The organism is Telluria antibiotica (genome assembly GCF_011682055.1).
GTDB classification, from domain to species: domain Bacteria; phylum Pseudomonadota; class Gammaproteobacteria; order Burkholderiales; family Burkholderiaceae_D; genus Telluria; species Telluria antibiotica.
On sequence record NZ_JAAQOM010000013.1, the window covers coordinates 1 to 20,671 of the forward strand.

The window sequence follows — 20,671 nt, forward strand, 5'->3', positions numbered from 1 at the left end:
TTAGGGTCGGGGATTTACCTCCACGATTAATGCTCGACCTCTATCGCCAGCCTTCCACCCTGTATTCTTTCATGCCCCGGGGCGGCCGCTCTGCAATGACCGTTAGGGTGGGCACCCCGTGCCCACCCTGCGTTGCGGCGACGCGGACATTTGGTGGGCAAGGGTTGCCCACCCTACGTTAATGCGCGGCGCCGGCACCGGCCGTCAACGCACCCAGCGGATCGACGTGGAACCACGCGAACGCGCCCAGCGCGAAGCCGATGACGGCCACGACGTACGTGACCGACAGCAGCCAGCGCCGCCGCGTCAGCAAGGTGATCGCTGCGAGCGAGATGGCGATCTGCTCGGCCGTCGTCGCCAACGCCCACTGGTGGTGCGTGTGCAGCGCGTGCTCCGACTTCTCGTTCCACTCGTCCGACTGCTTGTCGAGCTTTTCCGCCTCCGTGCGGTTCTTCGTCTTGTCCGCGTCGTAGCGGGCGGCCTGGGCCTTGAAGCGTTCCTGGTCGGCACCCGGCAGCGACGCGGCCATCTCCGCGATGTTCTGCTTGATCGACTTGGCCTGGTAGTAGTTCCAGGCGTCGGCCGCGGCAGTCTTCGCGATCGCCGCGTTGTTCTTGTACAGCGCGGCCTCGGTCTGCGTGGCGCCGCCGAGGTAGCCGAACAGCGCGCCGACGGTGGCGAGGATCGCCGTCATCACCGCGATGTTGTTGGAGAAGGTATCGCCGCCATGGTGGGCGGCATGTTCGACCGCGTGGTCGTGCGGTCCGTGGACGTGAAAGCCGTGTTCGGACATGGTGGTGCTCGTGTGAGGTGACTTGAGTTACTTGACTTTGTCGTAGGTGACGATGGCGTAGTCGACGTCCGCCGTCGGCGAATGCAGGGGCTCGTTCGACACGGCCGTCCATTCGCTGCTGTCGATCGCGGGGAAGAACGTGTCGCAGCGATAGACCTTGTCGATGTGCGTGACGATCAGCCGGTCCGCGACGCGCATCGCTTCCGCGAAGATCTGCGCGCCGCCGATGATGCTGGCCGAGTCGGCGCCGACGAGGGCCACGGCTTCATCGAACGAATGGACCACGTCAACGCCGTCATGGCGCCAGTCGCGATTGCGCGTGACGACGATGTTGCGCCGGCCCGGCAGCGGGCGGCCGATCGATTCGAAGGTCTTGCGGCCCATGATGATCGGGTGGCCGAGCGTGACGCGCTTGAAGTGCGCGAGGTCTTCCGGCAGATGCCAGGGCAGCGTGTTGTCGACGCCGATGCCGCGGTTGGCATCCATCGCGACGACGAGGGACAGGTGGGTGGCCATGGGAACCTCCTTGCTTGCTTACACGGCGACGGGCGCCTTGATGGCCGGATGCGGGTCGTAGCCGGCGATTTCGAAGTCGTCGAACTTGTAGTCGAACAGCGAGTCGGGCTTGCGGCGGATGGACAGCTTGGGCAGCGGACGTTCCGCGCGCGACAGCTGCAGCTCGACCTGTTCCATGTGGTTCGAATACAGGTGGCAGTCGCCGCCCGTCCACACGAAGTCGCCCACGTCCAGGCCGGCCTGCTGGGCCATCATGTGCGTGAGCAACGCGTACGACGCGATGTTGAACGGGACACCGAGGAAGATGTCGGCGCTGCGCTGGTACAGCTGGCACGACAGCTTGCCGTCCGCGACGTAGAACTGGAACAGCGCATGGCACGGGGGCAGCTTCATCTTCGGCACGTCGGCCACGTTCCACGCCGAGACGATCATGCGGCGCGAATCCGGGTTGTGCTTGATCTGGTCCATGACCTGCGAGATCTGGTCGATGTGCTCGCCGGACGGCGTGGGCCAGCTGCGCCACTGGTAGCCGTAGATGGGACCGAGGTCGCCGTTGGCGTCGGCCCACTCGTCCCAGATCGAGACGCCGTTGTCCTTCAGGTATGCGATGTTCGTGGAACCGGCGAGGAACCAGATCAGCTCATGGATGATCGATTTCAGGTGCAGCTTCTTCGTCGTCACCAGCGGGAACCCGTCCTGCAGGTTGAAGCGCATCTGGTGGCCGAACACGGAGCGGGTGCCGGTGCCGGTGCGGTCGGTTTTGACCGTGCCATGCTCCAGCACATGGCGCATCAGGTCGTGGTATTGACGCATCGGTGTGGCTCGCAGTGAAAGATTGAAAACCCGCGCATTTTAACCGATTGCGGCGCGGGTCCGCATGGGATGTTTACGCGCCGCGGCGCACGGCGTCCGCCAGCAGCGCGACGGCTTCGCGCACGCGGCCGTCCGGCGCATCGAGCAGGTTGTCGCCCACGTAGAGCTCGAAGAACGCGGTGTCCGGCAGCACGCCGTGGCTGATGCGGTTGAAGATCCAGATGCCGTGGTCGCGCGCGAGTTCGCGGCGGATTTCCAGGGCGCGCTCGCGGCCCACGGGCAGGTGCACGTGCAGCATATTGGCCTGGGGCCGCGCCGGGTTCACGCGCAGTTCGGGATAGTCGCGCAGCACATCGTACAGGAACAGGGTGCGGGCGAAGCAGGCGGGCATCGCGGCCAGGCGCTGCTCGAACTGCATCGCCGCGGCGACCACGTACGGCGAACGCTGGAACACGTTGCCGCCCAGGCGCTTGAACCATTCCGCAGCTTCCGCGATGACGTCGCGGCGCCCCGCCAGCATCGCGCCACCGAGCCCGCCGATGCCCTTGTACAGCGACGTGTACACGGTGTCGAAGCCCGCCGCGATCTCGGCCACGGGACGGCCATAGCCGGCCGCCGCCTCCCACACGCGGGCGCCGTCCATGTGCAAGTGGATGCCGCGCGCGCGGCAGTGCGCCTTGATCGCCTCGAGGTCCTCCCATGGTGACAACTGGCCGCCGATCTCGCGCATGGGAATCTCGAGCGCGACCGCGGCCAGCCGGTCCGGGATGCCGCCGATGTCGGCCGCCGACCACGGACGATGCGGGTCGCCCGCGCGCAGCGCGTCGAAGTGGCCGAGCAGCTGGAAATTCGAACGTTCGTGGACGAACACGTGCGCGGTCGGATGCAGCACGACGGGCGCGCGGCCGCGGGCGTCGGCGGCGAGGCGCAGCGCCGTCGCCTGGGCCATCGTGCCGCTGATGCAGAACACGGCGTCCTCCATGCCCAGCAGTTCGGCCACGCGGGCCTCGAAGCGCTGGATCAGCGCACCGTCGCCGTAGGTGTCGTGGACGATGCCGTTCGCTTCGCACCAGGCGGCCATCGCGGCGAACATTTCGGCCGGCGTGCGGGCGCGATGGCCGGGGAGGACGGTGGTGCAGCGGGAGAGCAGGTCGGTGTCGGACAATCGGGGCTCCAGGGCAGGACGGGCCGGGTGGTCCGCGCTACTCTACACCGAAGCCGGCGGACGCGGAAGGGCACCCGCCGCCTGCAAGTCAGTACTGGGTCAGGGCCGGCCGCGCGGCGGCCTGCTGTTGGTCCAGCTTGAACAGGCGCACGGCACGTGCCAGGTGGCCGGCCTGTTCCTGCATGGCCTGCGCGGCGGCGCTGGCTTCCTCGACGAGCGCGGCGTTCTGCTGCGTCACCTGGTCCATTTCACCGATCGAGCGGTTGATGTGCTCGATGCCGCTGCTCTGCGCGGCGTTCGCCGTGCTGATGCGGGCCATGATCGCCGTGACCTTCTCGGCGCTGGCCAGCACTTCCGTCATCGTGACGCCCGCTTCCTGCACGATGCGGCTGCCGGCGTCCACTTCCTCCGTCGACGCGACGATCAGGCCCTTGATTTCCTTCGCCGCGGCGGCGCTGCGCTGCGCGAGGTTGCGCACCTCGGTCGCGACGACCGCGAAACCGCGGCCCTGTTCGCCCGCGCGTGCCGCCTCGACGGCGGCGTTCAGCGCGAGGATATTGGTCTGGAACGCGATGCCGTCGATGACGCCGATGATGTCGCCGATCTTGCCGGACGACGCCTTGATCGTGTCCATCGTCTCGATCACCTGGCGCACCATGCGGCCGCCTTCCTGCGCCACCATCGACGTGTTCACCGCGAGCTGGTTCGCCTCGTGCGCGTCGCCGGCGTTGCGGCGCACGGTTTCCGTCAGGTCCTGCATCGAGTTCGCCGTCGAGGCGAGGTTGGCCGCCTGCTGCTCGGTGCGGGAACACAGGTCCAGGTTGCCGCTCGAGATTTCGCCGGACGCACCGGCGATCTGTTCGGCGCCGTGGCGCACCTGGCCCACGACATTGGACAGGCTGCTGCTGATGTTGTTCATGGCGTCGGCCAGCAGGCCGATCTCGTCGCTGCGGTCGACGTCCATGCGCACGGTCAGGTCGCCCTCGGCGATGCGCACGGCGGCATCGCGCGCCCGGACCAGCGGGCGGGTGACGGTGCGTTTCATGACGGTGTGCAGGACCGCCGCGAAGATGGCCAGTGCCACGAGGCCGATGACGATGTAGCGGTTGCGCAGGCTGGCCGCTTCCTTCGTGATCTCGTCCTCGTACGTGCCGCCGGCGATCAGCCAGTTCCAGTCCTTGAACAGCGTGTACGCGGCAACCTTCATCCGGGGCGCCGTCTCGCCGGCTTCCGCGTTCTGCCACGGATACGCCATGATGCCGTGCTGCGTTTCCAGCATCTCCTTGATGAATTCGCGGCCGCCGGCATCCTTGCTACCCAGGATATTCTTGCCTTCCTTGACGGGGTGGACGATCAGGTCGCCGTAGGTCTTGCCCTTCGTCGCATCGAGCACGAAGTAGTAGCCCGTGTCGCCCACCTTCATCTTCTTGATGCGTTCGCGCAGGGCACTGATGTTCGCTTCCGCGTCGAGGCCGACGTAGAGGATGCCGATCACCTTGCCGGATGCGTCGCGGATCGGTTCGTAGTCCGTGACGAACGGCTTGCCGAACAGCTTGACGATGCCGATGTAGGGCCTGCCGGCCTGGACGGCGGCGTACGCGGGGCTCGCATGGTCGAGAATCGTGCCGATGGCGCGGTCGCCGTTTTCCTTCTTGACGGAGGTGCTGACGCGGACGAAGTCGTCGCCGCTGGCGGCGAAGATCGTCGCGTTGCCGCCCGTCTGCTGCGTGAAGCGGTCGGGCAAGGTGAAGTCGAGGTTCAGCGGCTTGCCGGCGATCTTCAACGTGGGCACCTGCTTGTCGCCGACCGCGACCATGGTGCTCGTGTCGAGCGTGAATTCGCCTTCGAATTGCGCGGCGAAGATGCGGCCGAAGCTGATGGCCTGGCTCTTCATTACCTTGTCGAACATCTCGACCGCGTTGACGACGCTCTGCAGTTCGGATTCGACGTTGGCGATGGCACGGGCGTGCAGCATCGACGAGGTCGTCCAGGTGATGGTGAAGACGAGGCCGGCGAGGATGACGCTGACGAGGGCGAACGTGAATGCGGTGATCTTGGTGCCGACTGTCCAGTTGGCGACACGGAACGATTGTTTGTTCATGACGAAGCGAAGAGGTGATGTTGGTCTATGTTACGTCAAGTATCCGCAAGGCAACAAAAAAATGTGAGCCATTTTCGACGTGTTCGTGCAACAAAATCTTGCCGCGATGGCACGAACTGCCAGGAAACCACCTGCTCGTGTTATTGCCTCGCCAACTCAATGCGCGACCTGGACGTTATGGAATTGCAAAGCCGCCAGGTTGGCGTAGATGCCGCCCAATGCCACGAGCGACGCGTGCGTGCCCGTTTCGACGATGCGGCCATCCTCCATCACGATGATCCGGTCGGCCCGCTGCACGGTGGCCAATCGGTGCGCGATGATCAAGGTGGTGCGGCCCACCATCGCCGCCTCCAGCGCGCGCTGCACCAGGCGTTCCGACTCGGCGTCGAGGGCGCTCGTCGCCTCGTCGAGCAGCAGTAGCGGCGGATTTTTCAGCAGCGCGCGGGCGATGGCGATGCGCTGGCGCTGGCCGCCCGACAGGCGCACGCCCCGTTCGCCCAGGTACGACTGGTAGCCTTCCGGCAGGCGTTCGATGAATTCGTGCGCGGCGGCGAGCTTCGCGGCGGCGATCACTTCCGCGTCCGAAGCGTCGGCACGGCCGTAGCGGATGTTTTCCAGCGCGTTCGCGGAGAAGATCACCGTGTCCTGCGGGACGATGCCGATCGCGTCGCGCAGCACGTGCAGGTCGAGGTCGCGGATGTCCACGCCGTCCAGCCGGATACTGCCCGATTGCGGGTCGTAGAAGCGCAGCAGCAGCTGGAACAACGTGGTTTTGCCGGCACCGGACGGGCCCACGACGGCCACCGTCTCGCCGGGCTTCACGTCGAGGTTCACGTGGTCCAGCGCAGCCGCTTCCGGACGCGACGGGTACGAGAACTGCACGTGCGCGAGCTGCAGCGCGGCGCCGCCCGCGGTGCGTGCGGGCAGGACCGTCGGGTGCGCCGGGTTGCGGATGTCGGATTGGACGGCGAGCAGTTCCAGCAGGCGTTCCGTGGCGCCGGCCGCGCGCTGCGCCTCGCCCATCACTTCGGACAGCGCGCCGATGGCGCCGGAGACGATCGACGCGTACAGGATGAACTGGCCCAGGTCGCCGCCCGTCATCGTCCCTTCCAGCACGGCGTGCGCGCCGAGCCACAGCACGAACACGATGGCGCCGAACACGAGGGCGATGGCGAGCATCGTCAGCACGGCGCGCGCGCGGATGCGCCGCATCGCGGTCGCGAACGCACCCTCGACGGAGGCGCCGAAGCGCTGCGCCTCGATCTTTTCGTGCGTGAAGGCCTGCACGGTGGGCATGGCGTTGAGGATCTCGCCGGCCATGGCCGATGCATCCGCGATGCGGTCCTGCGAATCGCGCGACAGCTTGCGCACGCGCCGGCCGAACAGCACGATCGGCACGACGACGAGTACCAGCAGGCCGAGGATGATCGACGTGAGCTTGGCGCTCGTCACGAACAGCATCGCGAGGCCGCCGACGAACAGCAGCGTGTTGCGCAGCGCGAGCGAGATGCTCGTGCCGACGACGGCCTGGATCAAGGTGGTGTCCGTCGTCAGGCGCGACAGCACTTCGCCCGTGCGCGTCGTCTCGAAGAATTCCGGGCTCTGTTCGACGACGTGGCGGTAGACGGCGCTGCGGATGTCGGCCGTCACGCGCTCGCCCAGCCACGACACCGTGTAGTAGCGGGCCGCCGTTGCCACCGCGAGGATCGCGGCGACGCCGAACAGCGCGAGGAAGGTCGTGTTGACGCTGGCGGCGCTTGCGGCCCCGCCTTTGGCCCCGAAGCCGTGGTCGATCATCTGCTTGAACGCATACGGGATCGCCAGCGTTGCGCCGGCCGCGACGAGCAACGCGATGCCGGCGAACAGGAACTGGCGGCGGTACGGGCGCAGGAACGGCAGCAGGCCTTTCAATGCGGCGAGGGCGCCCTTGCGGGAGGCGGGTACGGAGGTGGTCGTGTCGGTGGTGGTGCCGTTGCTCATGTCTTCAATCGTGGTTCTTGGTATGCGGGTGTCCGCGTTCACAGCTTCATCGCGGCGACGTAGCCGGTCAGTTCCAGGTAGCCCCGTCCTGCGGGCTTGCCGTCGCGTTCCGCGCTGACGGCGCCTTCCCAGTAAACGGCCCCCGTCGAACGGCGCGAATCGAGTTCCTGGTCGGGCTGCAGTGGTTCGATGCGCCATGCGGTCGACCCCGTCGTCAACGTCGTGGCCACCGGGTAGGCGGCGTTCGTGCGCGGCGACGTCCAGGTGCGCAGCGGTGCGAAGCGCACCTGATCGGGACCGTACTGCGTCATCCTGCCGGATCCGTCGCGCCAGGTCGCGTGGGCCCACAGTGTACTCCCATCCTTGGCGCGGATCCGGAAGGCCATCAGGGCGCCGCCGTCGTCGAGGTTGATGCCGGTCCAGTCCCAGCCGGTGGCGTTCGCATCCAGCACCTGGCTGGACCATTCGTGGTCGAGCCACGCGGCGCCCGTCACGGGTTCCTTGCGGCCGGCACGGACGATCTCGCCGTCCACCTGCAGGTGCGGTTCGCTGTAGTAATAGCTGGCGTGGCCCGGTTGCGGGCCTTTTTGCGAATAGCCGGCTGCGCCTTGCAGCAGCACGGGTTGCGTGGGCGCGAGGCGCAAGGTGAACGCGAACTCGCCGGACCGCACGACGACGAGGTAGCGGCCGTCGGGCTCGCGGCGCATGCGCCAGTCGTCCAGCTTCACGTCCGTCGTTCCCGTGTCGGCGTAGGCGAGGCCGAAGCCGGCGCGGGCGCTTCTCTGGTCGTGCACGAGGTGGCCCAGTGCCGGATCGGACAGCGCGGCGTGGCCGATGATCAGCTGCTTTGGCGCGAACGCGCTCGGGTTCGCGGGGTCCGTCTCCGTGCGGCTCCGGAAGAACGTGACCTGGAAACCGAGCGGCTTGCCGTCCGGCGTGCGCAGCCAGCCGGTCGCGTACCACCATTCCGTGCGGTAGTCGGGATGCGCGCCATAGTCGGCGGGGAAGGCCAGCGCGCGGCCCGGCGTGACGGCCGCGAACACGGGCGGCGCCGCGTGCGCGCACGCGGCCGCGAGCCACAGGATCAGGATGCGGAGCAGCGCCATCACCAATCCTCCCGCACGGCGCGCACCGGCCCGCCGGACAGTGCGTAGCGGCCCGACACGAGCGCCGTCGCGACGGATGCCGCCACGAGCACACCGGCCACGCTGCCGATCAGGGGCCACGGCAGGTGCAGCTGCATCGTCCAGTGGAACGATTGCGGATTCACGACGTAGACCAGGATCAGGCTGATGACGAGGCCCAGCACGAACCCGGTCAGCACGCCCAACGCGGTGAGGGCGCCCCCTTCGACGGCAAGGATGCCCAGCACCTGGCGGCGCGTGACGCCCACGTGGCGCAGCATGCCGAATTCCTTGGCGCGCGCGAGCGTCTGCGCGGAAAACGTCGCGGCCACGCCGGACAAGCCGATGCCGATGGCGATCGCTTCCAGCAGATAGGTGACGGCGAAACTGCGGTCGAAGATCCGCAGGCTCATGGCGCGGATGTCACCCGGGCGCGCCATCTGCAGCGCCGCGCCGAACGGCAGGCGCCGCAGTCCGCCTTCGATGCGCGCGGCGTCGGCACCGGGTGCGGCCCACAGGGCGGCGTCGGTGACGGTGGTATCGCCCGTCAGCGCGCGGTAGTCGGCCAGGCGCACGACGACGGAGCCCGTCTGGTTCGCGTAGTCGCGCCAGACGCCGGCGACGAAGAAAGGCTCCGGCCGGCCGCCCAGGGGCAACGTGAACACCTGGCCCGGGTGGACGTGGTACAGGTCCGTCATCGCTTCCGATACCCACACCGGCCGCCGGCCCGCGGGTACGGGCACGGCGTCGCCCACGAGGGCGAGCATGCGGCCGGGATCGGCGGGATCGAGGTCGCGCGCGACGAGGACCACGTTCGGTCGCGCCGGGTCGAGCGACAGCGGGCGCGTACGCAGGAACGCGCTGCGCGCGACGCCGGAAACTCCGGCGATTGCGGTCTGCTCCTGCGGTCCGAGGCCGCCCGTGTTGCCGCCCGCGCTGCTGCGCACGTACAGGTCGGCCGGGAGGATGTGCAGGATCCAGTCGTCGACGGAGACGCGGAAACTGGCGACCATGATCCCCATTGCGACCATCAGGCTGAAGCTGGCGAGCACGCCGCCGAGCGCGATCGATGCCTGGCCCGGCGCGTTCGCCAGGCGCGCCAAGGTCAGTGCCAGCACGGGTGCACGCTCGCCGCGCCGGCGCAGCAGGCGGTCGAGCAGCCGGAACGCGGACGCCGCGAGCCGCGGCATCAGGCCGATGCCGCCCACGAGCAGCAATGCCACGGCGAGGTAGCCGAACAGCGGCAGCCCAAGCACGGGCGGCGCGAACGCGCACGCGGCGGCGAGCGCGAGGCAGACGACGGCTGGCCCGACCCGGTTCAGGCGCGCGAGCGCCGTTTCGTCGTTGCCGGATTTGAGCGCGATGGCGGGCCGGGCGCGTGCCGCCTCGAGCGCCGGGGCCGCGCAGCCGAGCAGTGCGACGGAGAGGCCCAGGCCGAAGTAGACGAGCGCGGCGCCCGGCGCGAACGCGACGTGCGGCTTCACGCCGGGGAAGTAGCCGGCACCCAGGTCGCCGCCGAACAGCGCGAGCGCCGCGGCCGCGAGCGCATAGCCGCCCGCGATGCCGAGCAGCGCACCGAGCACGCCGAGAAGCGCGCCTTCCGCCAGCACCTGGCGCAGCAGCGCGCGGCGCGGCAGGCCCAGCACGCGCAGCAGCGCGAACTGGCTCCGCCGGCGCAGCACGGACAGCGCCTGCGTGGAAAATACGAGGAATGCGCCCGTGAACAGCGCGACGAGCGCGAGCACCGTCAGGTTGACGCGGTAGGCGCGACTGAGGTTATTGCTGCGGCTTTCCTGGTTCGCGTCGCCGGGCCGGCCGACCGCGAAGCGGCCGGGATAATCGCGCTCGAGCTGCGCCGCCAGCGCCCGTTCGAATGCGGCGCGGTCGACGCCGTCGCGCAGTTTCAGGTCGACGCGCGACAGCTTGCCGACGAGATGAAAACGCCATTGCAGCGCACCGACGTCCATCACGCCGAGGCGCTGGCCGCTGCGTGCGCGCAGGATCGCCCCCGCCACGCGCAGGTGCAGGTCGCGCGTGCCCGCGCGCAGGCCGATCGTGTCGCCCCGCGCCTTGCCCAGCCAGGCCTGTGCGGCCGGCGACAGGAACACGGCGTCGTCGGCGAGGACGTCGTACGGGTGCGCGGCGTCGGGCACGCCCATCAGGTCGGGCGCAATATAACCGGCGCGGAAGGCATCGATGCCGACGATCTTCAGAACCCCTTGGCCATCGGCACGTGCGGCGTCGATCTCCAGCACGGGCGACGCGACGGCGACGCCTTCGTGCCGGGCGAGATGCGGGTAGACGTCTTCGTCGAACAGCGCCTCGCGGCTCGTCACCTGCACATCGGCCTGGCCGGACAGGCTGTGCACGGCCGCATTGAATTCGTTGAACGCCGCAGCGTTGATCAGGTGGATGGCAAAGCCCATCGCCACGCCGACGGCGATGGCGACGACGGCCAGCACGGCGCGCATCGGGTGCGCACGCCACTCGCCGAACAGGAGCCAGCGTGCGAGCTGGCTCACGCCGGACATTCCACCGCCAGCGCCGCCTTGGTCCGCTGCAGCCGCCGCTGCGCGGCCGTCTTCGCGCGGCCCGTCAGGCGGGCGGCGTCTTCGTCGGCCCACTGCCGGCGCAACTGGAGGCGCGCGCACTGCTTGCGGTGCGCGGCCGCGGCGCGGGCCTGGCGGCCGTAGGCGCGGTCGCTGCGCTGCTCTTCTTTTTCGCGCGCGGCGCGCAGTTTTTCCAGTTCCAGCAAGGTGCGGGCATCGCGCGTCGCCACGGTCTCCGCGCCTTCGGGACGGATGCCGGCCGGCGGCGGCAGTACGGCGGATCGGCCCTGGGCGCAGGGTCGGTCCGCGTAAGTGGTCTTGCCGTCCTGCGTGCATTTGTAGACGGGGTCGGCGAGGGCGTTGGTCAGCAGGCAGGCGGCGAGGAGTGGGAGCAGGCGTGTCATGATCGGGTCCGGGTCAAAGGATTTTACCGGGGTTCATGATGCCCAGCGGGTCGAGCGCGGCCTTGATCGCACGCATCAGCCGCAGCTCGACGGGTGACTTGTAGCGCGGCAGCTCGTCCCGCTTCAGCGCGCCGACGCCATGTTCGGCCGAGATCGACCCGCCGTGCGCCGCCGCGCTGTCGTGCACGATGCGGTTGATGGGGCCTTGCTCGGCGAGGAAGTCGTCGTGGCCGATGCCGTCCGGCGGTGCCACGTTGTAGTGCAGGTTGCCGTCACCCAGGTGGCCGAAGCAGACGACCTGCACGCCAGGGTAATCCGCTTCGAGCTGGGCCTCCGTCGTCTCGATGAAGTCCGCGATGCGCGAGATCGGGACGGAGATGTCGTGCTTGATGTTCTTGCCGGCGGCCGCCTGCGCGAGCGGGATGTGCTCGCGGATCGCCCACAGCGCGCGCGACTGCGCGATCGACGTCGCGACGACGGCGTCGCGCGCGAGGCCGTCCTCCAGCGCCCGCTCGATGGCGCGCTCCAGCAGCGCGACGCCGTGTGCCTCGGATTCGTGGCTCGACAACTCCAGCAGCGCATACTGCGGATAGCGCTCCGGGAACGGCCGTGGCAGGTCGGGGAAGTGGCTGGCGACGAGGCGCAGGCTGACGTCGCTCATCAATTCGTAGCCCGTCAGCGTGGGGCCGCATTCGGCCTCCACGAGCTTCAGCAGCGCCAGCGCGTCGCGCGGACTGGCCAGCGCGACAAGCGCCGTGATCGCCGCTTTCGGCTGCGGGAACAGCTTCAGCACGGCGGCCGTGATGACGCCCAGTGTGCCCTCGGCGCCCACGTACAGGTCGCGCAGGTCGTAACCCGTGTTGTCCTTGCGCAGGCCGCGCAGCGCATCCCACACGTCGCCCTGCGCCGTGACGACCTCGAGGCCGAGGCACAGCTCCCGCGTATTCCCATAGCGCAGCACGCCCGTGCCGCCCGCATTGGTCGACAAATTGCCGCCGATCGTGCAACTGCCTTCGGCCGCCAGCGACAGCGGAAACAGCAGGCCGTGTTCCGCGGCCGCCTGCTGGACGTCGTGCAGGATGCAGCCGGCGTCCACCGTCATCGTGCGGTTGAACGGATCGACGGCGCGGATGCGGTTCAGGCGGCGCAGCGACAGCACGACGGCAGCGCCCGTCGCGTCCGGGACGCTGCCCAGCACGAGGCCCGTGCGGCCACCCTGCGGGACGATCGGCACGGCCAGTTCGGCGCAGAGGCGCACGACGGCGGCCACTTGCGCGGTGTTCGCTGGCCGCACGACGGCGCGGGCGCGTCCCGTGAAACGGCCGCGCCAGTCGGTCAGGTAGGGCGCGGTGTCGTGGTCGTCGACAAGGAGGTGGCCCGCGCCGACGATGGCGCCGCAGCGTTCCAGGAAGCCGTCAGTCATGCGGGACTTTGACCTTGTCGAGCAATTCCTTCGCCAGCTTCTGCGCCTGCTTCTTGTACGGCCGCAGGTACAGCAGCGCGAACAGGAAGTACGCGACGACGAGCAAGGTCTCGCCCAGCGCCATCATGCGCGACAGTTCCGTGCGGTCGCTCCACGCGCGCACGATGCCTTCGACGAGGTAGATCAGGATCACCATCGACGACCATTGCAGCGTGTACAGGTCGCGCTTGAGGACACCCCGCAGCGGCAGCAGCAGCGGCAAGGCCTTCAACGCGAGCAGCGAGCCGCCCGGATGGAGCGGCGCCACGACGATTTCCCAGGCCAGCAGCCACGCGAACAGCAGGACCAGACTGGTCACCGCGCCCGTATGAAACACCCTTAGCACTTGCATTACTTAATCCGTCCCCTGCAGTTTGCGGGCCGCCAGCGCAAGGCGCCGGCCGAGCGCGATCGCGAGCCGCTTCTCGTCGTCGGACACCGGGCGGTTGCCGTCCACGCCCGACCAGTGGGTCGCGCCGTAGGGACTGCCGCCGCTGGCGGTGGTCATCAGTTCCGGCTGGGTGTAGGGCAGGCCCATCACCATCATGCCGTGGTGCAGCAGCGGGATCATCATGGAAAGCAACGTCGATTCCTGGCCTCCATGCAGGCTGCCGGTCGACGTGAACACGGCGGCCGGCTTGCCGGCCAAGGTGCCGGACAGCCACTGCGCGGACGTGCCGTCCCAAAAATATTTCATCGCTGCCGCCATGTTGCCGAATCGCGTGGGCGACCCAAGTGCCAGCCCGGCGCATTCGGCCAGGTCCTCGAGTTCGACGTACGGGCTGCCCGAACGCGGGATGTCGGGTTCCGTTGCCTCGGCCACGGTCGACACGGCCGGCACGGTCCGCAGCCGGGCTTCCATGCCCGGTATGCTGTCGACGCCCTGGCCGATCAGTTCCGCCAGCCGCCGCGTCTTCCCATGACGCGAGTAGTACAACACGAGGATAATCTCATTGGTTGGGTTCATCGTTGGTATTATAGGGCGCTTTACAAGATGACACGCCCGCCACAAAGGCTTTTTGTCGCGGGCCTTTTGCCTATCGATGCTTTCCAAGACCGTCACCAACCTGTCCCGCAGCACGACCGAGATGATCAGCACGGGCGTCGACCGGGTGCGCGGACTGACGTGGAACGAGGCGCGCGACCTCGTGCGCTTCGCGCGCCGCCGCCTGACCGAAGAAAAGCTGCCCCAGGTGGCGGGCAGCCTCACGTTCACGACGACCCTGGCCATCGTGCCGCTGCTGACGATCGTGCTGGCCATCTTCACGACGTTTCCCATGTTCGGCAAGCTGCGCACGGCCCTCGACAATTATTTTGTCCAGATGCTGATGCCCAAGGCGATTGCGAACACGATCACGTCGAACCTGACGCAGTTCGCCAGCAAGGCGACGGGGCTGTCGGCCGTGGGCGGTATCGCGCTCGTGTTCACGTCCGTGGCAATGATCAGCACGATCGAGCGGGCGTTCAACCAGATCTGGAAAGTGCGCCGGCCGCGGCCCCTCGTGCAGCGGGTGCTCGTGTACTGGGCGCTCGTCACCCTGGCACCGCTGGCGTTCGGTATTTCGCTCACGTTGACGTCGCAGCTGTTTTCCGCGACGAACGGCCTGATGAGCCTCGTGCCGTTCCTGGGCGCCGTCTTCTACACGGTCGTGTCGATCGCGCTGACGACGGGTGTGTACGCGCTGCTGTACCGCGTCGTGCCGAACCGCGACGTCGACTGGCGCGACGCCGTCTGGGGCGGCTTGGTGGCGGCCATCGCCTTCGAGATCGCCAAGCGCGTGTTCGCCATCTTCATCCGCCAGTTCCCCACGTACGCCATCATCTATGGCGCGCTGGCGGCGCTGCCGCTGTTCCTCGTGTGGATGTATTTATCGTGGATGATCACCCTGGTGGGCGCCCTGCTGACGGCGGCGCTGCCCATCGTCAAGTACGAGCGCTGGTGGTACGAACCGGTGCCGGGCGGCGCGTTCGTCGACGCGATGGCCGTGCTGAAGGTCTTGCACGGCAGCGCCCGGCTGACGGGGACGGCGATGGTGTCGAGCGCCCGCATCCGCGCCTTTACGCGGATCGGTTACGACGAAATGACGAGCCTGCTGGAGCAGATGGTGGGCGCGGGCTGGGTCGGGCAGGTGCAGGTCGATGCGCAGCGCTGGGGGCGAAGCGTGCGGGCAGGGACCGATTGCTGGGTGCTGCTCGTCGACCCGCGTTCCGTGAGGCTGGCCGACGTCTACCGGCTGTTCGTGTTCGGCGGCATCGGCAGCGAAGCGGGAGCCGCCGTCGATGCCGCGCAGGCGCCGCTGGCGCTCGACACGGCCGCGCTCGCGCGCGAGGTCGAGGCCGCCGTCGAGCAGGGCCTCGACGAAACCCTGGCCAACCATTTCGACCGCATCTCCACGGCGCCGTCTACCAGCTGAGCTTGCCTGTCAGCATTTCCCAGTACATCACCCAGTCGGCGCGGAACGAGTACCACGGGTAGTCGAACGTGGCCGGGCGGTTCTTCTCGAACACGAAGTGCCCGATCCAGGCGCCGCCGTAGCCCGTCACCACGGCCAGCGGCAGCCACCACGAATTCGGCGTGGCGATGTATTGCGCGACGGCGGCGATGGCCGACGACGTGCCGAGGAAGTGCGTGCGCCGGCACAGCCGGTGCTCGTGCTGTGCCAGGTAGTAGGGATAGAACCGTGCGAAGGTGTCGTAGCGTACTGCGGCCATGCGGGTCTCCGGTTGGGTCCGTCCCCAGTGTAGATTAATCGAGGGCGCGCACGAAGTCCTCCAGCAAGCCCGACACCACTTCCGGCTGTTCCGTCATCATCGAATGGCCGCAATCGATCGCGGCCACGCGCGCGTGCGGGATCGCCGCGACGAGCGCGCCGGCCGAGCGGGGTGGCGTCATCACGTCGCGCCGGGCCTGCACGAACAAGGTCGGGCATGCAACGGCCTGCGCCGCGGCACCACCGTCCCCGTACGTGTTGCACGCGACGAAGTCCGTGTAGAACAGTTGCGCCGGGTTCATCTGGGCCATGCGCTGCATCAGGCGGCGCGACGCGCCCGGTACCCAGACGCCCTGCGGCTGGCCCGGCGCCGCCGGCGCGATGCTCGCGTGCGACCACATGTTCACCATGTCGATCGCGGCCGCCTCGTCCGTGCGGGCCGTCTCCAGCAGTGCGTCCGACACCTTCATGGGCCACGTGCTGCCCAGCAGCGCCAGGGCGCGCACGCGTGCCGGTGCACGATAGGCGGCGTCGAGGGCGATCAGCGATCCCATGCTGTGGCCGGCGAGGATGGCGCGGTCGATGCCGGCCGCGTCCAGCACGGCGAGCACCCATGCGGCCATCGCCTCCACAGTCGCCAGCGCGGGGCCGGCGCTGCGGCCGTGGCCCGGGAGGTCGACGGCGAGGACGTCCAGGCCAAGTTGCGCGCAGCGGCGCGCCTGCGCCGTCCAGACGGAATGGTCGTTCTGGGCGCCGTGGATGAACACGATGGCGGGTGTGCCGCGTCCGGGCCGGGTGCCGGCCGTGTACGCGTAGGCGGTGCTGCCGTTCACGTCGAGCTGCATGTCAGGCTCCTTTCTGCGCGAGTTTGAGGGCGCGGGTGATGTCGTCGACCAGGTCGTCCGTGTCTTCCAGGCCGATCGCCAGGCTGACCATGCCGCCGCCGTCGCTTGCCGCCAGCGAGCGCGGGCCGCCGAAGGCATCGCCGCGGCCGACGACCTGCAGCGCGCCGAGGAAGCGGCCGGCCGCTGCCGGGCCGCCCTGCAGCGCGAACGGGACGACGGCGCCGCAGCCGCGCGGCAGCAGCCGGCGGGCGAGGGCGTGGTCCGGGTGGCTGTCCAGGTCCGGATGCGCGACGCGCGCGACGGCCGGATGGCGCACGAGCGCCTCCGCGATCTTGTGCGCGCCGGCGACGTGGCGCTCCATGCGCACGCCCAGCGTGTCGAGGCCCCGCAGCACGGTGGCCGCATCGTGCGCGCCGAGCACGGCGCCGAAGTCGGCCAGCCCGGCGTGACGCGCGCCCAGGGCGAATGCGCCCACGGTGGATTCCTCGGCAAACACCCGGCCGCCGAAGCGTGCGTCGGGTTCGCACAGGCCGGGATAGCGCCCCGTGCGCACGTGGGCCGCGTGCCAGTCGAACGTCCCGCCGTCGACGAGCAGCCCGCCCGCCGCGCCGGCCTGGCCGGCCAGGAAGCCGGCGGCGTGGACGACGAGGTCGGCGCCGTGGTCGAATGGCTGCAACAGCCAGGGTGTCGCGAGCGTCGCGTCGACGAGCAGCGGCAGGTCGTGCTCGTGCGCGATGGCCGCGACGGACGGGATGTCGAGCACGTCGAGGGCCGCATGGCCGAGCGCCGCACCGAACAGCACGCGCGTTTCCGGCCGGATGGCATTGCGCCAGGCGTCCGGGTCGCGCGGGTCGACGAACGTCGCCGTGACGCCGAAGCGCGCGAGCCCGTGCGCGAGCAGCGCGCCGGCATCGGGGCGCACGTTGTCGGCGACGACGACGTGGTGGCCGGCGCCGGCCAGCGTCGCGAGCGCGAGGTGCAGGGCGGCCTGGCCGCTGGCCGTCGCGATGCCGGCCACGCCGCCTTCGAGGGCGGCGATGCGCTCTTCCAGCACGGCGGTGGGCGCGGGGGCGCCTGGCGCGCCGGCGGCCGTGTGCAGCGCGAGGGTGGTGAAGCCGGGATGCCTGGGTCCGCTCATGGCGTGCTATTCCTGAATGACGAAGACGGCGCATGCTAGCATCCGATAGCGCTAACCGTTACATTTAATCATCATGATGGTGCGTTGTGCACGGTTGCAAGGCATAAAGCTGGATTTTTCGGGTTGCTTAGGCTAGAGTCAAATTTATGAAATACACAACGCAGTACGCATCTCCAATCAAGGGGGTCCAAATGAAGGTATCGGAAATCCTGCAGGTCAAGGGCGACATTCTGTACACCGTGTCGCCGGACACCGACCTGGCCAACGCCGCCGCCACGATGGCCGAGCGCGACATCGGCTCGCTCGTCGTGATGGAATTCGGCGACCTGGTCGGCATGTTGACCTTCCGCGAGGTCATCAAGGCCTTGCACGCGCATGGCGGCTCGCTCGAGTCCGCGGGCACCGTGCGCAAGCACATGGACGACAGCCCGATCACCGTCACGCCGGACACCGAAGTCAACGAAGTACGCCGCATCATGCTGGAAAAGCACGCGCGCTACTTGCCCGTCATGAACGCGCGCACCTTGCTGGGCGTGATCTCGTTCTACGACGTCGCGAAGGCCGTGCTGGAAGCGCAGAGCTTCGAGAACCGCATGCTCAAGGCTTATATTCGCGACTGGCCTGCGGAGCAGATGGCCGAGGATTGAGCGGCCACTTCTTCCGCATCAGCGTTCCCGTAGGGTGGGCACCCCTGTGCCCACGCGTAACGCAAACCTAACGCTAACGTCCGCGTGGGCACGGGGTGCCCACCCTACGTTAAGTGCAGCCCATTCTTAGGCGGCGCGCGTCAGCGCATCGTTGGCCAGCCACTCGATGAGCGCCGCCGGCGCCAGGGGCCGCGCGAACAGATAGCCCTGCGCCAGCGGGCAGCCGAGCGTCTGCAGGATCTGCGCCTGGCGCTCGTCTTCGACACCCTCGGCGATGATCGACAGCCCGAGATTGCGCCCCAGCTCGATCACCATCTCGGCGATGCTGCTGCCGCGCGCCGCGTCCGTGATCTCGGTGACGAACGTGCGGTCGATCTTCAGCCGGTCCACGCAAAGGCGCTGCAGGTACGACAGCGACGAGAAGCCCGTACCGAAGTCGTCGATGGCGATCGACACGCCGGTCCGCTTGATCTCCGCGAGGCGCTCGATCAGGAGGTCGGGCTCTTCCATCGCCATCGATTCCGTGATTTCCAGTTCCACTCTTTCCGGCGGTGCGCCGGTGTCGTCCAATGCCTGGCGCAGCATGTCGATGAAGTGCGGGTGGCGGAACTGGACTTGCGAGACGTTGATCGACATCGTGAAATCGAGGTGGCCGGCCGTACGCACGCGCACGAGTTCCGCACACGCTTCGCGCAGCACCCAGGCGCCGATGTCGATGATCAGGCCCGAATACTCCGCGATGGGGATGAAGCGGTCGGGCGGCACGAAACGGCCGTCTTCCGTGCGCCAGCGCAGCAGGGCTTCGGCGCCATAGGCGCGGCGCGCGGCCAGTTCCACCTGCGGCTGGTAGGCGAGGAACAGTTCGCCGCGGGCGAAGCCGCTGCGCAGCGCGTGCATCAGCCGGACGCGCTCGCGGATTTCCACGCCCATGCCGCGCGAAAAATAGAAATGGCCGCCGCGCCGCTGGCTCTTCGCGCGTTTCAATGCGATATCGGCGTCCTTCAGCGCGTCGCCCGCATTGCCGTCGTGCTCGACGAGGCGCACAAGGCCCAGCGTCGCCGACACTTGCACGTCCTGGCCTTCGATGGAGAACGGCGCCGCGAACAGGTCCTGCATCGCGGCCGGGTCGATGAGATCGGCCGGGCCCAGCAGGCTGAAGATGTCGCCGCCGATGCGCGCCAGCGCGAGGCCCGCGTCGAGGCGCGCACGCAGGCGCTGGGCCACCGCAACGAGCAGGGCGTCGCCGAACTGGTGGCCGAGCGCGTCGTTCGTTTCCGAGAACTGGTCGATGTCGACGAGGCAGAGGGTCGCGTCGGCGCCGGCCTGCAGGCTGTCGTCGACGAGTTCGACAAGGCGCGTCCGATTCGGCAGGCCCGTCAGCGGATCGTAGAACGCCGCACGGTGCAGGTCCGTCATCAGCGCCACGTTGTCCAGGCCGACGGCGATGCTGCTCGTGAAGACGTCGACGAGGCCGCGGCGCAGGTCGTCCAGCGGCCGCGTCAGGCGCACCCAGGCAGCGAAGTCCGCGTGCGCCTTGCCGGGAAAGTACAGCGCCAGGTGATCGTCATGGTACAGGTTGCGGCGTTCGGCCAGCGCCTGTGCGAGGGCCGCCCCCGGGCCATCCGCGCCCGCGGCCAGCATGCCGTCGCGCGCCAGTCCGGCGCTGGGGCCGCAGCTGGCCAGCACGTGCCAGGCGACGCTGGCGGCATCCGGCGGGCAGACGCACAGCACGCCGTCGGCCCGCTGGCCGGCGAGGGTGGCCACTTCGCGCAGGATGCCGAGGCTCATCCCGCCGACGGAATGCAGGGCCATCAGCTCCGTGTTCGCGCGCACGACCTCGGCCAGGCCCCTGCGGCTGTCTTCCAGCGCGTGGATCTGTTCGTAGGCGCGGATCGCGGCGGCCACGCTCGTGTACAGCTTCGTGCGGGTGAGTTCCGATTTCGTGCGGTAGTCGTTGATGTCGTAGCCGCGGATGGCGTCCATCTCGGGTGCGTAGCCGGGCTGGCCCGTGCGCAGGATGATGCGCACGTCGTGGCGTCCGAGCGTGTCGCGCACGTGGCGCACGAGGTGCAGGCCGGCGTCCGGCTGTTCCATCACGACGTCGAGGAGGATCACGGCGATGTCGTGCTCACGTTCGAGCACGGCCTTCGCTTCGGCGGCCGAGTAGGCGTGCAGGAACGCCAGCGGCCGGCCATGCATCTCGAGGTTGCCCAGCGCGAACGTCGTCGTCGAATGGACGTCGGCGTCGTCGTCGACGATCAGCACCCGCCACGCATGGCCGCTGGCGGAAGCGATAGCCGGCGTCTCGTCTGCGAACACCAGGTCATCGTCCTGTGCGGCGCCCGGGGGCGTGTTCGGTGCGGGCATGTGCTGCGTCTCCAGGTAAGCTCGGGTGATTGTGAACAAGTATATATGCAATGTTA

Annotated in this window: 18 protein-coding genes; 2 read left to right on the top strand and 16 right to left on the bottom strand. The window is 68.6% G+C overall.

Features of this window, described 5'->3' with window-relative positions:
- Positions 1-178 precede the first annotated feature (178 nt).
- From HAV22_RS20355 to wrbA, 12 genes are all read right to left on the bottom strand, one after another.
- Entirely contained in the window at positions 179-793 is a 615-nt protein-coding gene (locus HAV22_RS20355; protein ID WP_166861600.1) for a DUF4337 domain-containing protein, read from the bottom strand.
- A 27-nt stretch (positions 794-820) separates the two neighbouring features.
- Positions 821-1,309, bottom strand: a complete 489-nt coding sequence (locus tag HAV22_RS20360; RefSeq protein WP_166861601.1) for a dihydrofolate reductase — start codon at positions 1,307-1,309, stop codon at positions 821-823.
- An 18-nt stretch (positions 1,310-1,327) separates the two neighbouring features.
- Complete coding sequence (gene thyA / locus HAV22_RS20365) at positions 1,328-2,122, bottom strand: thymidylate synthase (RefSeq protein ID WP_166861602.1); 795 nt, start codon at positions 2,120-2,122, stop codon at positions 1,328-1,330.
- Positions 2,123-2,195: 73 nt separating this feature from the next.
- Positions 2,196-3,287, bottom strand: a complete 1,092-nt coding sequence (locus tag HAV22_RS20370) for a threonine aldolase family protein (protein ID WP_166861603.1) — start codon at positions 3,285-3,287, stop codon at positions 2,196-2,198.
- An 88-nt stretch (positions 3,288-3,375) separates the two neighbouring features.
- Positions 3,376-5,388, bottom strand: coding sequence for a methyl-accepting chemotaxis protein (locus HAV22_RS20375; protein ID WP_166861604.1), 2,013 nt, complete (start codon positions 5,386-5,388; stop codon positions 3,376-3,378).
- Between the two features lie 156 nt (positions 5,389-5,544).
- On the bottom strand, positions 5,545-7,368 hold the full coding sequence (locus tag HAV22_RS20380; RefSeq protein ID WP_166861605.1) for an ABC transporter transmembrane domain-containing protein: 1,824 nt from the start codon (positions 7,366-7,368) through the stop codon (positions 5,545-5,547).
- A gap of 38 nt (positions 7,369-7,406) precedes the next feature.
- Entirely contained in the window at positions 7,407-8,474 is a 1,068-nt protein-coding gene (locus tag HAV22_RS20385; protein WP_166861606.1) for a lipocalin-like domain-containing protein, read from the bottom strand.
- Positions 8,474-11,023 carry an ABC transporter permease gene (locus HAV22_RS20390; protein WP_166861607.1) on the bottom strand — a complete coding sequence of 850 codons (2,550 nt, stop codon included), beginning with the start codon at positions 11,021-11,023 and terminating at the stop codon, positions 8,474-8,476. The genes HAV22_RS20385 and HAV22_RS20390 overlap by 1 nt, the downstream gene beginning before the upstream one ends.
- The gene (locus tag HAV22_RS20395) at positions 11,011-11,445 is read right to left on the bottom strand and encodes a DUF4124 domain-containing protein (protein WP_166861608.1); all 435 of its coding nucleotides are present in this window, start codon (positions 11,443-11,445) and stop codon (positions 11,011-11,013) included. Before HAV22_RS20395 ends, HAV22_RS20390 begins: the two co-directional genes overlap by 13 nt.
- Positions 11,446-11,458: 13 nt before the next feature.
- On the bottom strand, positions 11,459-12,868 hold the full coding sequence (locus tag HAV22_RS20400) for an FAD-binding oxidoreductase (protein ID WP_166861609.1): 1,410 nt from the start codon (positions 12,866-12,868) through the stop codon (positions 11,459-11,461).
- The gene (locus HAV22_RS20405; RefSeq protein WP_166861610.1) at positions 12,861-13,259 is read right to left on the bottom strand and encodes a DUF2069 domain-containing protein; all 399 of its coding nucleotides are present in this window, start codon (positions 13,257-13,259) and stop codon (positions 12,861-12,863) included. Before HAV22_RS20405 ends, HAV22_RS20400 begins: the two co-directional genes overlap by 8 nt.
- 3 nt (positions 13,260-13,262) lie before the next feature.
- Positions 13,263-13,874: an NAD(P)H:quinone oxidoreductase gene (gene wrbA, locus HAV22_RS20410; RefSeq protein ID WP_166861611.1), complete on the bottom strand. Its 612-nt coding sequence runs from the start codon at positions 13,872-13,874 to the stop codon at positions 13,263-13,265.
- A 76-nt stretch (positions 13,875-13,950) separates the two neighbouring features.
- On the opposite strand from wrbA, the gene HAV22_RS20415 reads away from it, so the two are divergent.
- Positions 13,951-15,321 carry a YihY family inner membrane protein gene (locus HAV22_RS20415; RefSeq protein WP_229421337.1) on the top strand — a complete coding sequence of 457 codons (1,371 nt, stop codon included), beginning with the start codon at positions 13,951-13,953 and terminating at the stop codon, positions 15,319-15,321.
- Here the strand turns inward: HAV22_RS20415 and HAV22_RS20420 are convergent.
- The 3 genes from HAV22_RS20420 to HAV22_RS20430 are packed head-to-tail and all read right to left on the bottom strand — an operon-like array spanning position 15,311 to position 17,601.
- Positions 15,311-15,619 (bottom strand): Mpo1-like protein, encoded by a 309-nt coding sequence (locus HAV22_RS20420; protein ID WP_166861612.1) that lies wholly within the window; start codon positions 15,617-15,619, stop codon positions 15,311-15,313. The two genes, HAV22_RS20415 and HAV22_RS20420, sit on opposite strands and share 11 nt — an antisense overlap.
- A 34-nt stretch (positions 15,620-15,653) precedes the next feature.
- Positions 15,654-16,463, bottom strand: a complete 810-nt coding sequence (locus HAV22_RS20425) for an alpha/beta fold hydrolase (RefSeq protein WP_166861613.1) — start codon at positions 16,461-16,463, stop codon at positions 15,654-15,656.
- 1 nt (position 16,464) lies between these two features.
- Positions 16,465-17,601, bottom strand: coding sequence for a PLP-dependent transferase (locus HAV22_RS20430; protein WP_166861614.1), 1,137 nt, complete (start codon positions 17,599-17,601; stop codon positions 16,465-16,467).
- 191 nt (positions 17,602-17,792) lie between these two features.
- Between HAV22_RS20430 and HAV22_RS20435 the strand changes: the two genes are divergently transcribed.
- Positions 17,793-18,248 carry a CBS domain-containing protein gene (locus HAV22_RS20435; protein ID WP_166861615.1) on the top strand — a complete coding sequence of 152 codons (456 nt, stop codon included), beginning with the start codon at positions 17,793-17,795 and terminating at the stop codon, positions 18,246-18,248.
- Between the two features lie 126 nt (positions 18,249-18,374).
- Here the strand turns inward: HAV22_RS20435 and HAV22_RS20440 are convergent, their stop codons facing one another.
- Positions 18,375-20,615, bottom strand: a complete 2,241-nt coding sequence (locus tag HAV22_RS20440) for a GGDEF/EAL domain-containing response regulator (RefSeq protein ID WP_166861616.1) — start codon at positions 20,613-20,615, stop codon at positions 18,375-18,377.
- Positions 20,616-20,671 lie beyond the last annotated feature (56 nt).

Bases quoted from the DNA above. Each gene is read 5' to 3' on its own strand.
- HAV22_RS20355 (WP_166861600.1), bottom strand. From the start codon at position 793: ATGTCCGAACACGGCTTTCACGTCCACGGACCGCACGACCACGCGGTC.
- HAV22_RS20360 (WP_166861601.1), bottom strand. From the start codon at position 1,309: ATGGCCACCCACCTGTCCCTCGTCGTCGCGATGGATGCCAACCGCGGC.
- thyA (WP_166861602.1), bottom strand. From the start codon at position 2,122: ATGCGTCAATACCACGACCTGATGCGCCATGTGCTGGAGCATGGCACG.
- HAV22_RS20375 (WP_166861604.1), bottom strand. From the start codon at position 5,388: ATGAACAAACAATCGTTCCGTGTCGCCAACTGGACAGTCGGCACCAAG.
- HAV22_RS20380 (WP_166861605.1), bottom strand. From the start codon at position 7,368: ATGAGCAACGGCACCACCACCGACACGACCACCTCCGTACCCGCCTCC.
- HAV22_RS20385 (WP_166861606.1), bottom strand. From the start codon at position 8,474: ATGGCGCTGCTCCGCATCCTGATCCTGTGGCTCGCGGCCGCGTGCGCG.
- HAV22_RS20390 (WP_166861607.1), bottom strand. From the start codon at position 11,023: ATGTCCGGCGTGAGCCAGCTCGCACGCTGGCTCCTGTTCGGCGAGTGG.
- HAV22_RS20395 (WP_166861608.1), bottom strand. From the start codon at position 11,445: ATGACACGCCTGCTCCCACTCCTCGCCGCCTGCCTGCTGACCAACGCC.
- HAV22_RS20400 (WP_166861609.1), bottom strand. From the start codon at position 12,868: ATGACTGACGGCTTCCTGGAACGCTGCGGCGCCATCGTCGGCGCGGGC.
- HAV22_RS20405 (WP_166861610.1), bottom strand. From the start codon at position 13,259: ATGCAAGTGCTAAGGGTGTTTCATACGGGCGCGGTGACCAGTCTGGTC.
- wrbA (WP_166861611.1), bottom strand. From the start codon at position 13,874: ATGAACCCAACCAATGAGATTATCCTCGTGTTGTACTACTCGCGTCAT.
- HAV22_RS20415 (WP_229421337.1), top strand. From the start codon at position 13,951: ATGCTTTCCAAGACCGTCACCAACCTGTCCCGCAGCACGACCGAGATG.
- HAV22_RS20420 (WP_166861612.1), bottom strand. From the start codon at position 15,619: ATGGCCGCAGTACGCTACGACACCTTCGCACGGTTCTATCCCTACTAC.
- HAV22_RS20425 (WP_166861613.1), bottom strand. From the start codon at position 16,463: ATGCAGCTCGACGTGAACGGCAGCACCGCCTACGCGTACACGGCCGGC.
- HAV22_RS20430 (WP_166861614.1), bottom strand. From the start codon at position 17,601: ATGAGCGGACCCAGGCATCCCGGCTTCACCACCCTCGCGCTGCACACG.
- HAV22_RS20435 (WP_166861615.1), top strand. From the start codon at position 17,793: ATGAAGGTATCGGAAATCCTGCAGGTCAAGGGCGACATTCTGTACACC.
- HAV22_RS20440 (WP_166861616.1), bottom strand. From the start codon at position 20,615: ATGCCCGCACCGAACACGCCCCCGGGCGCCGCACAGGACGATGACCTG.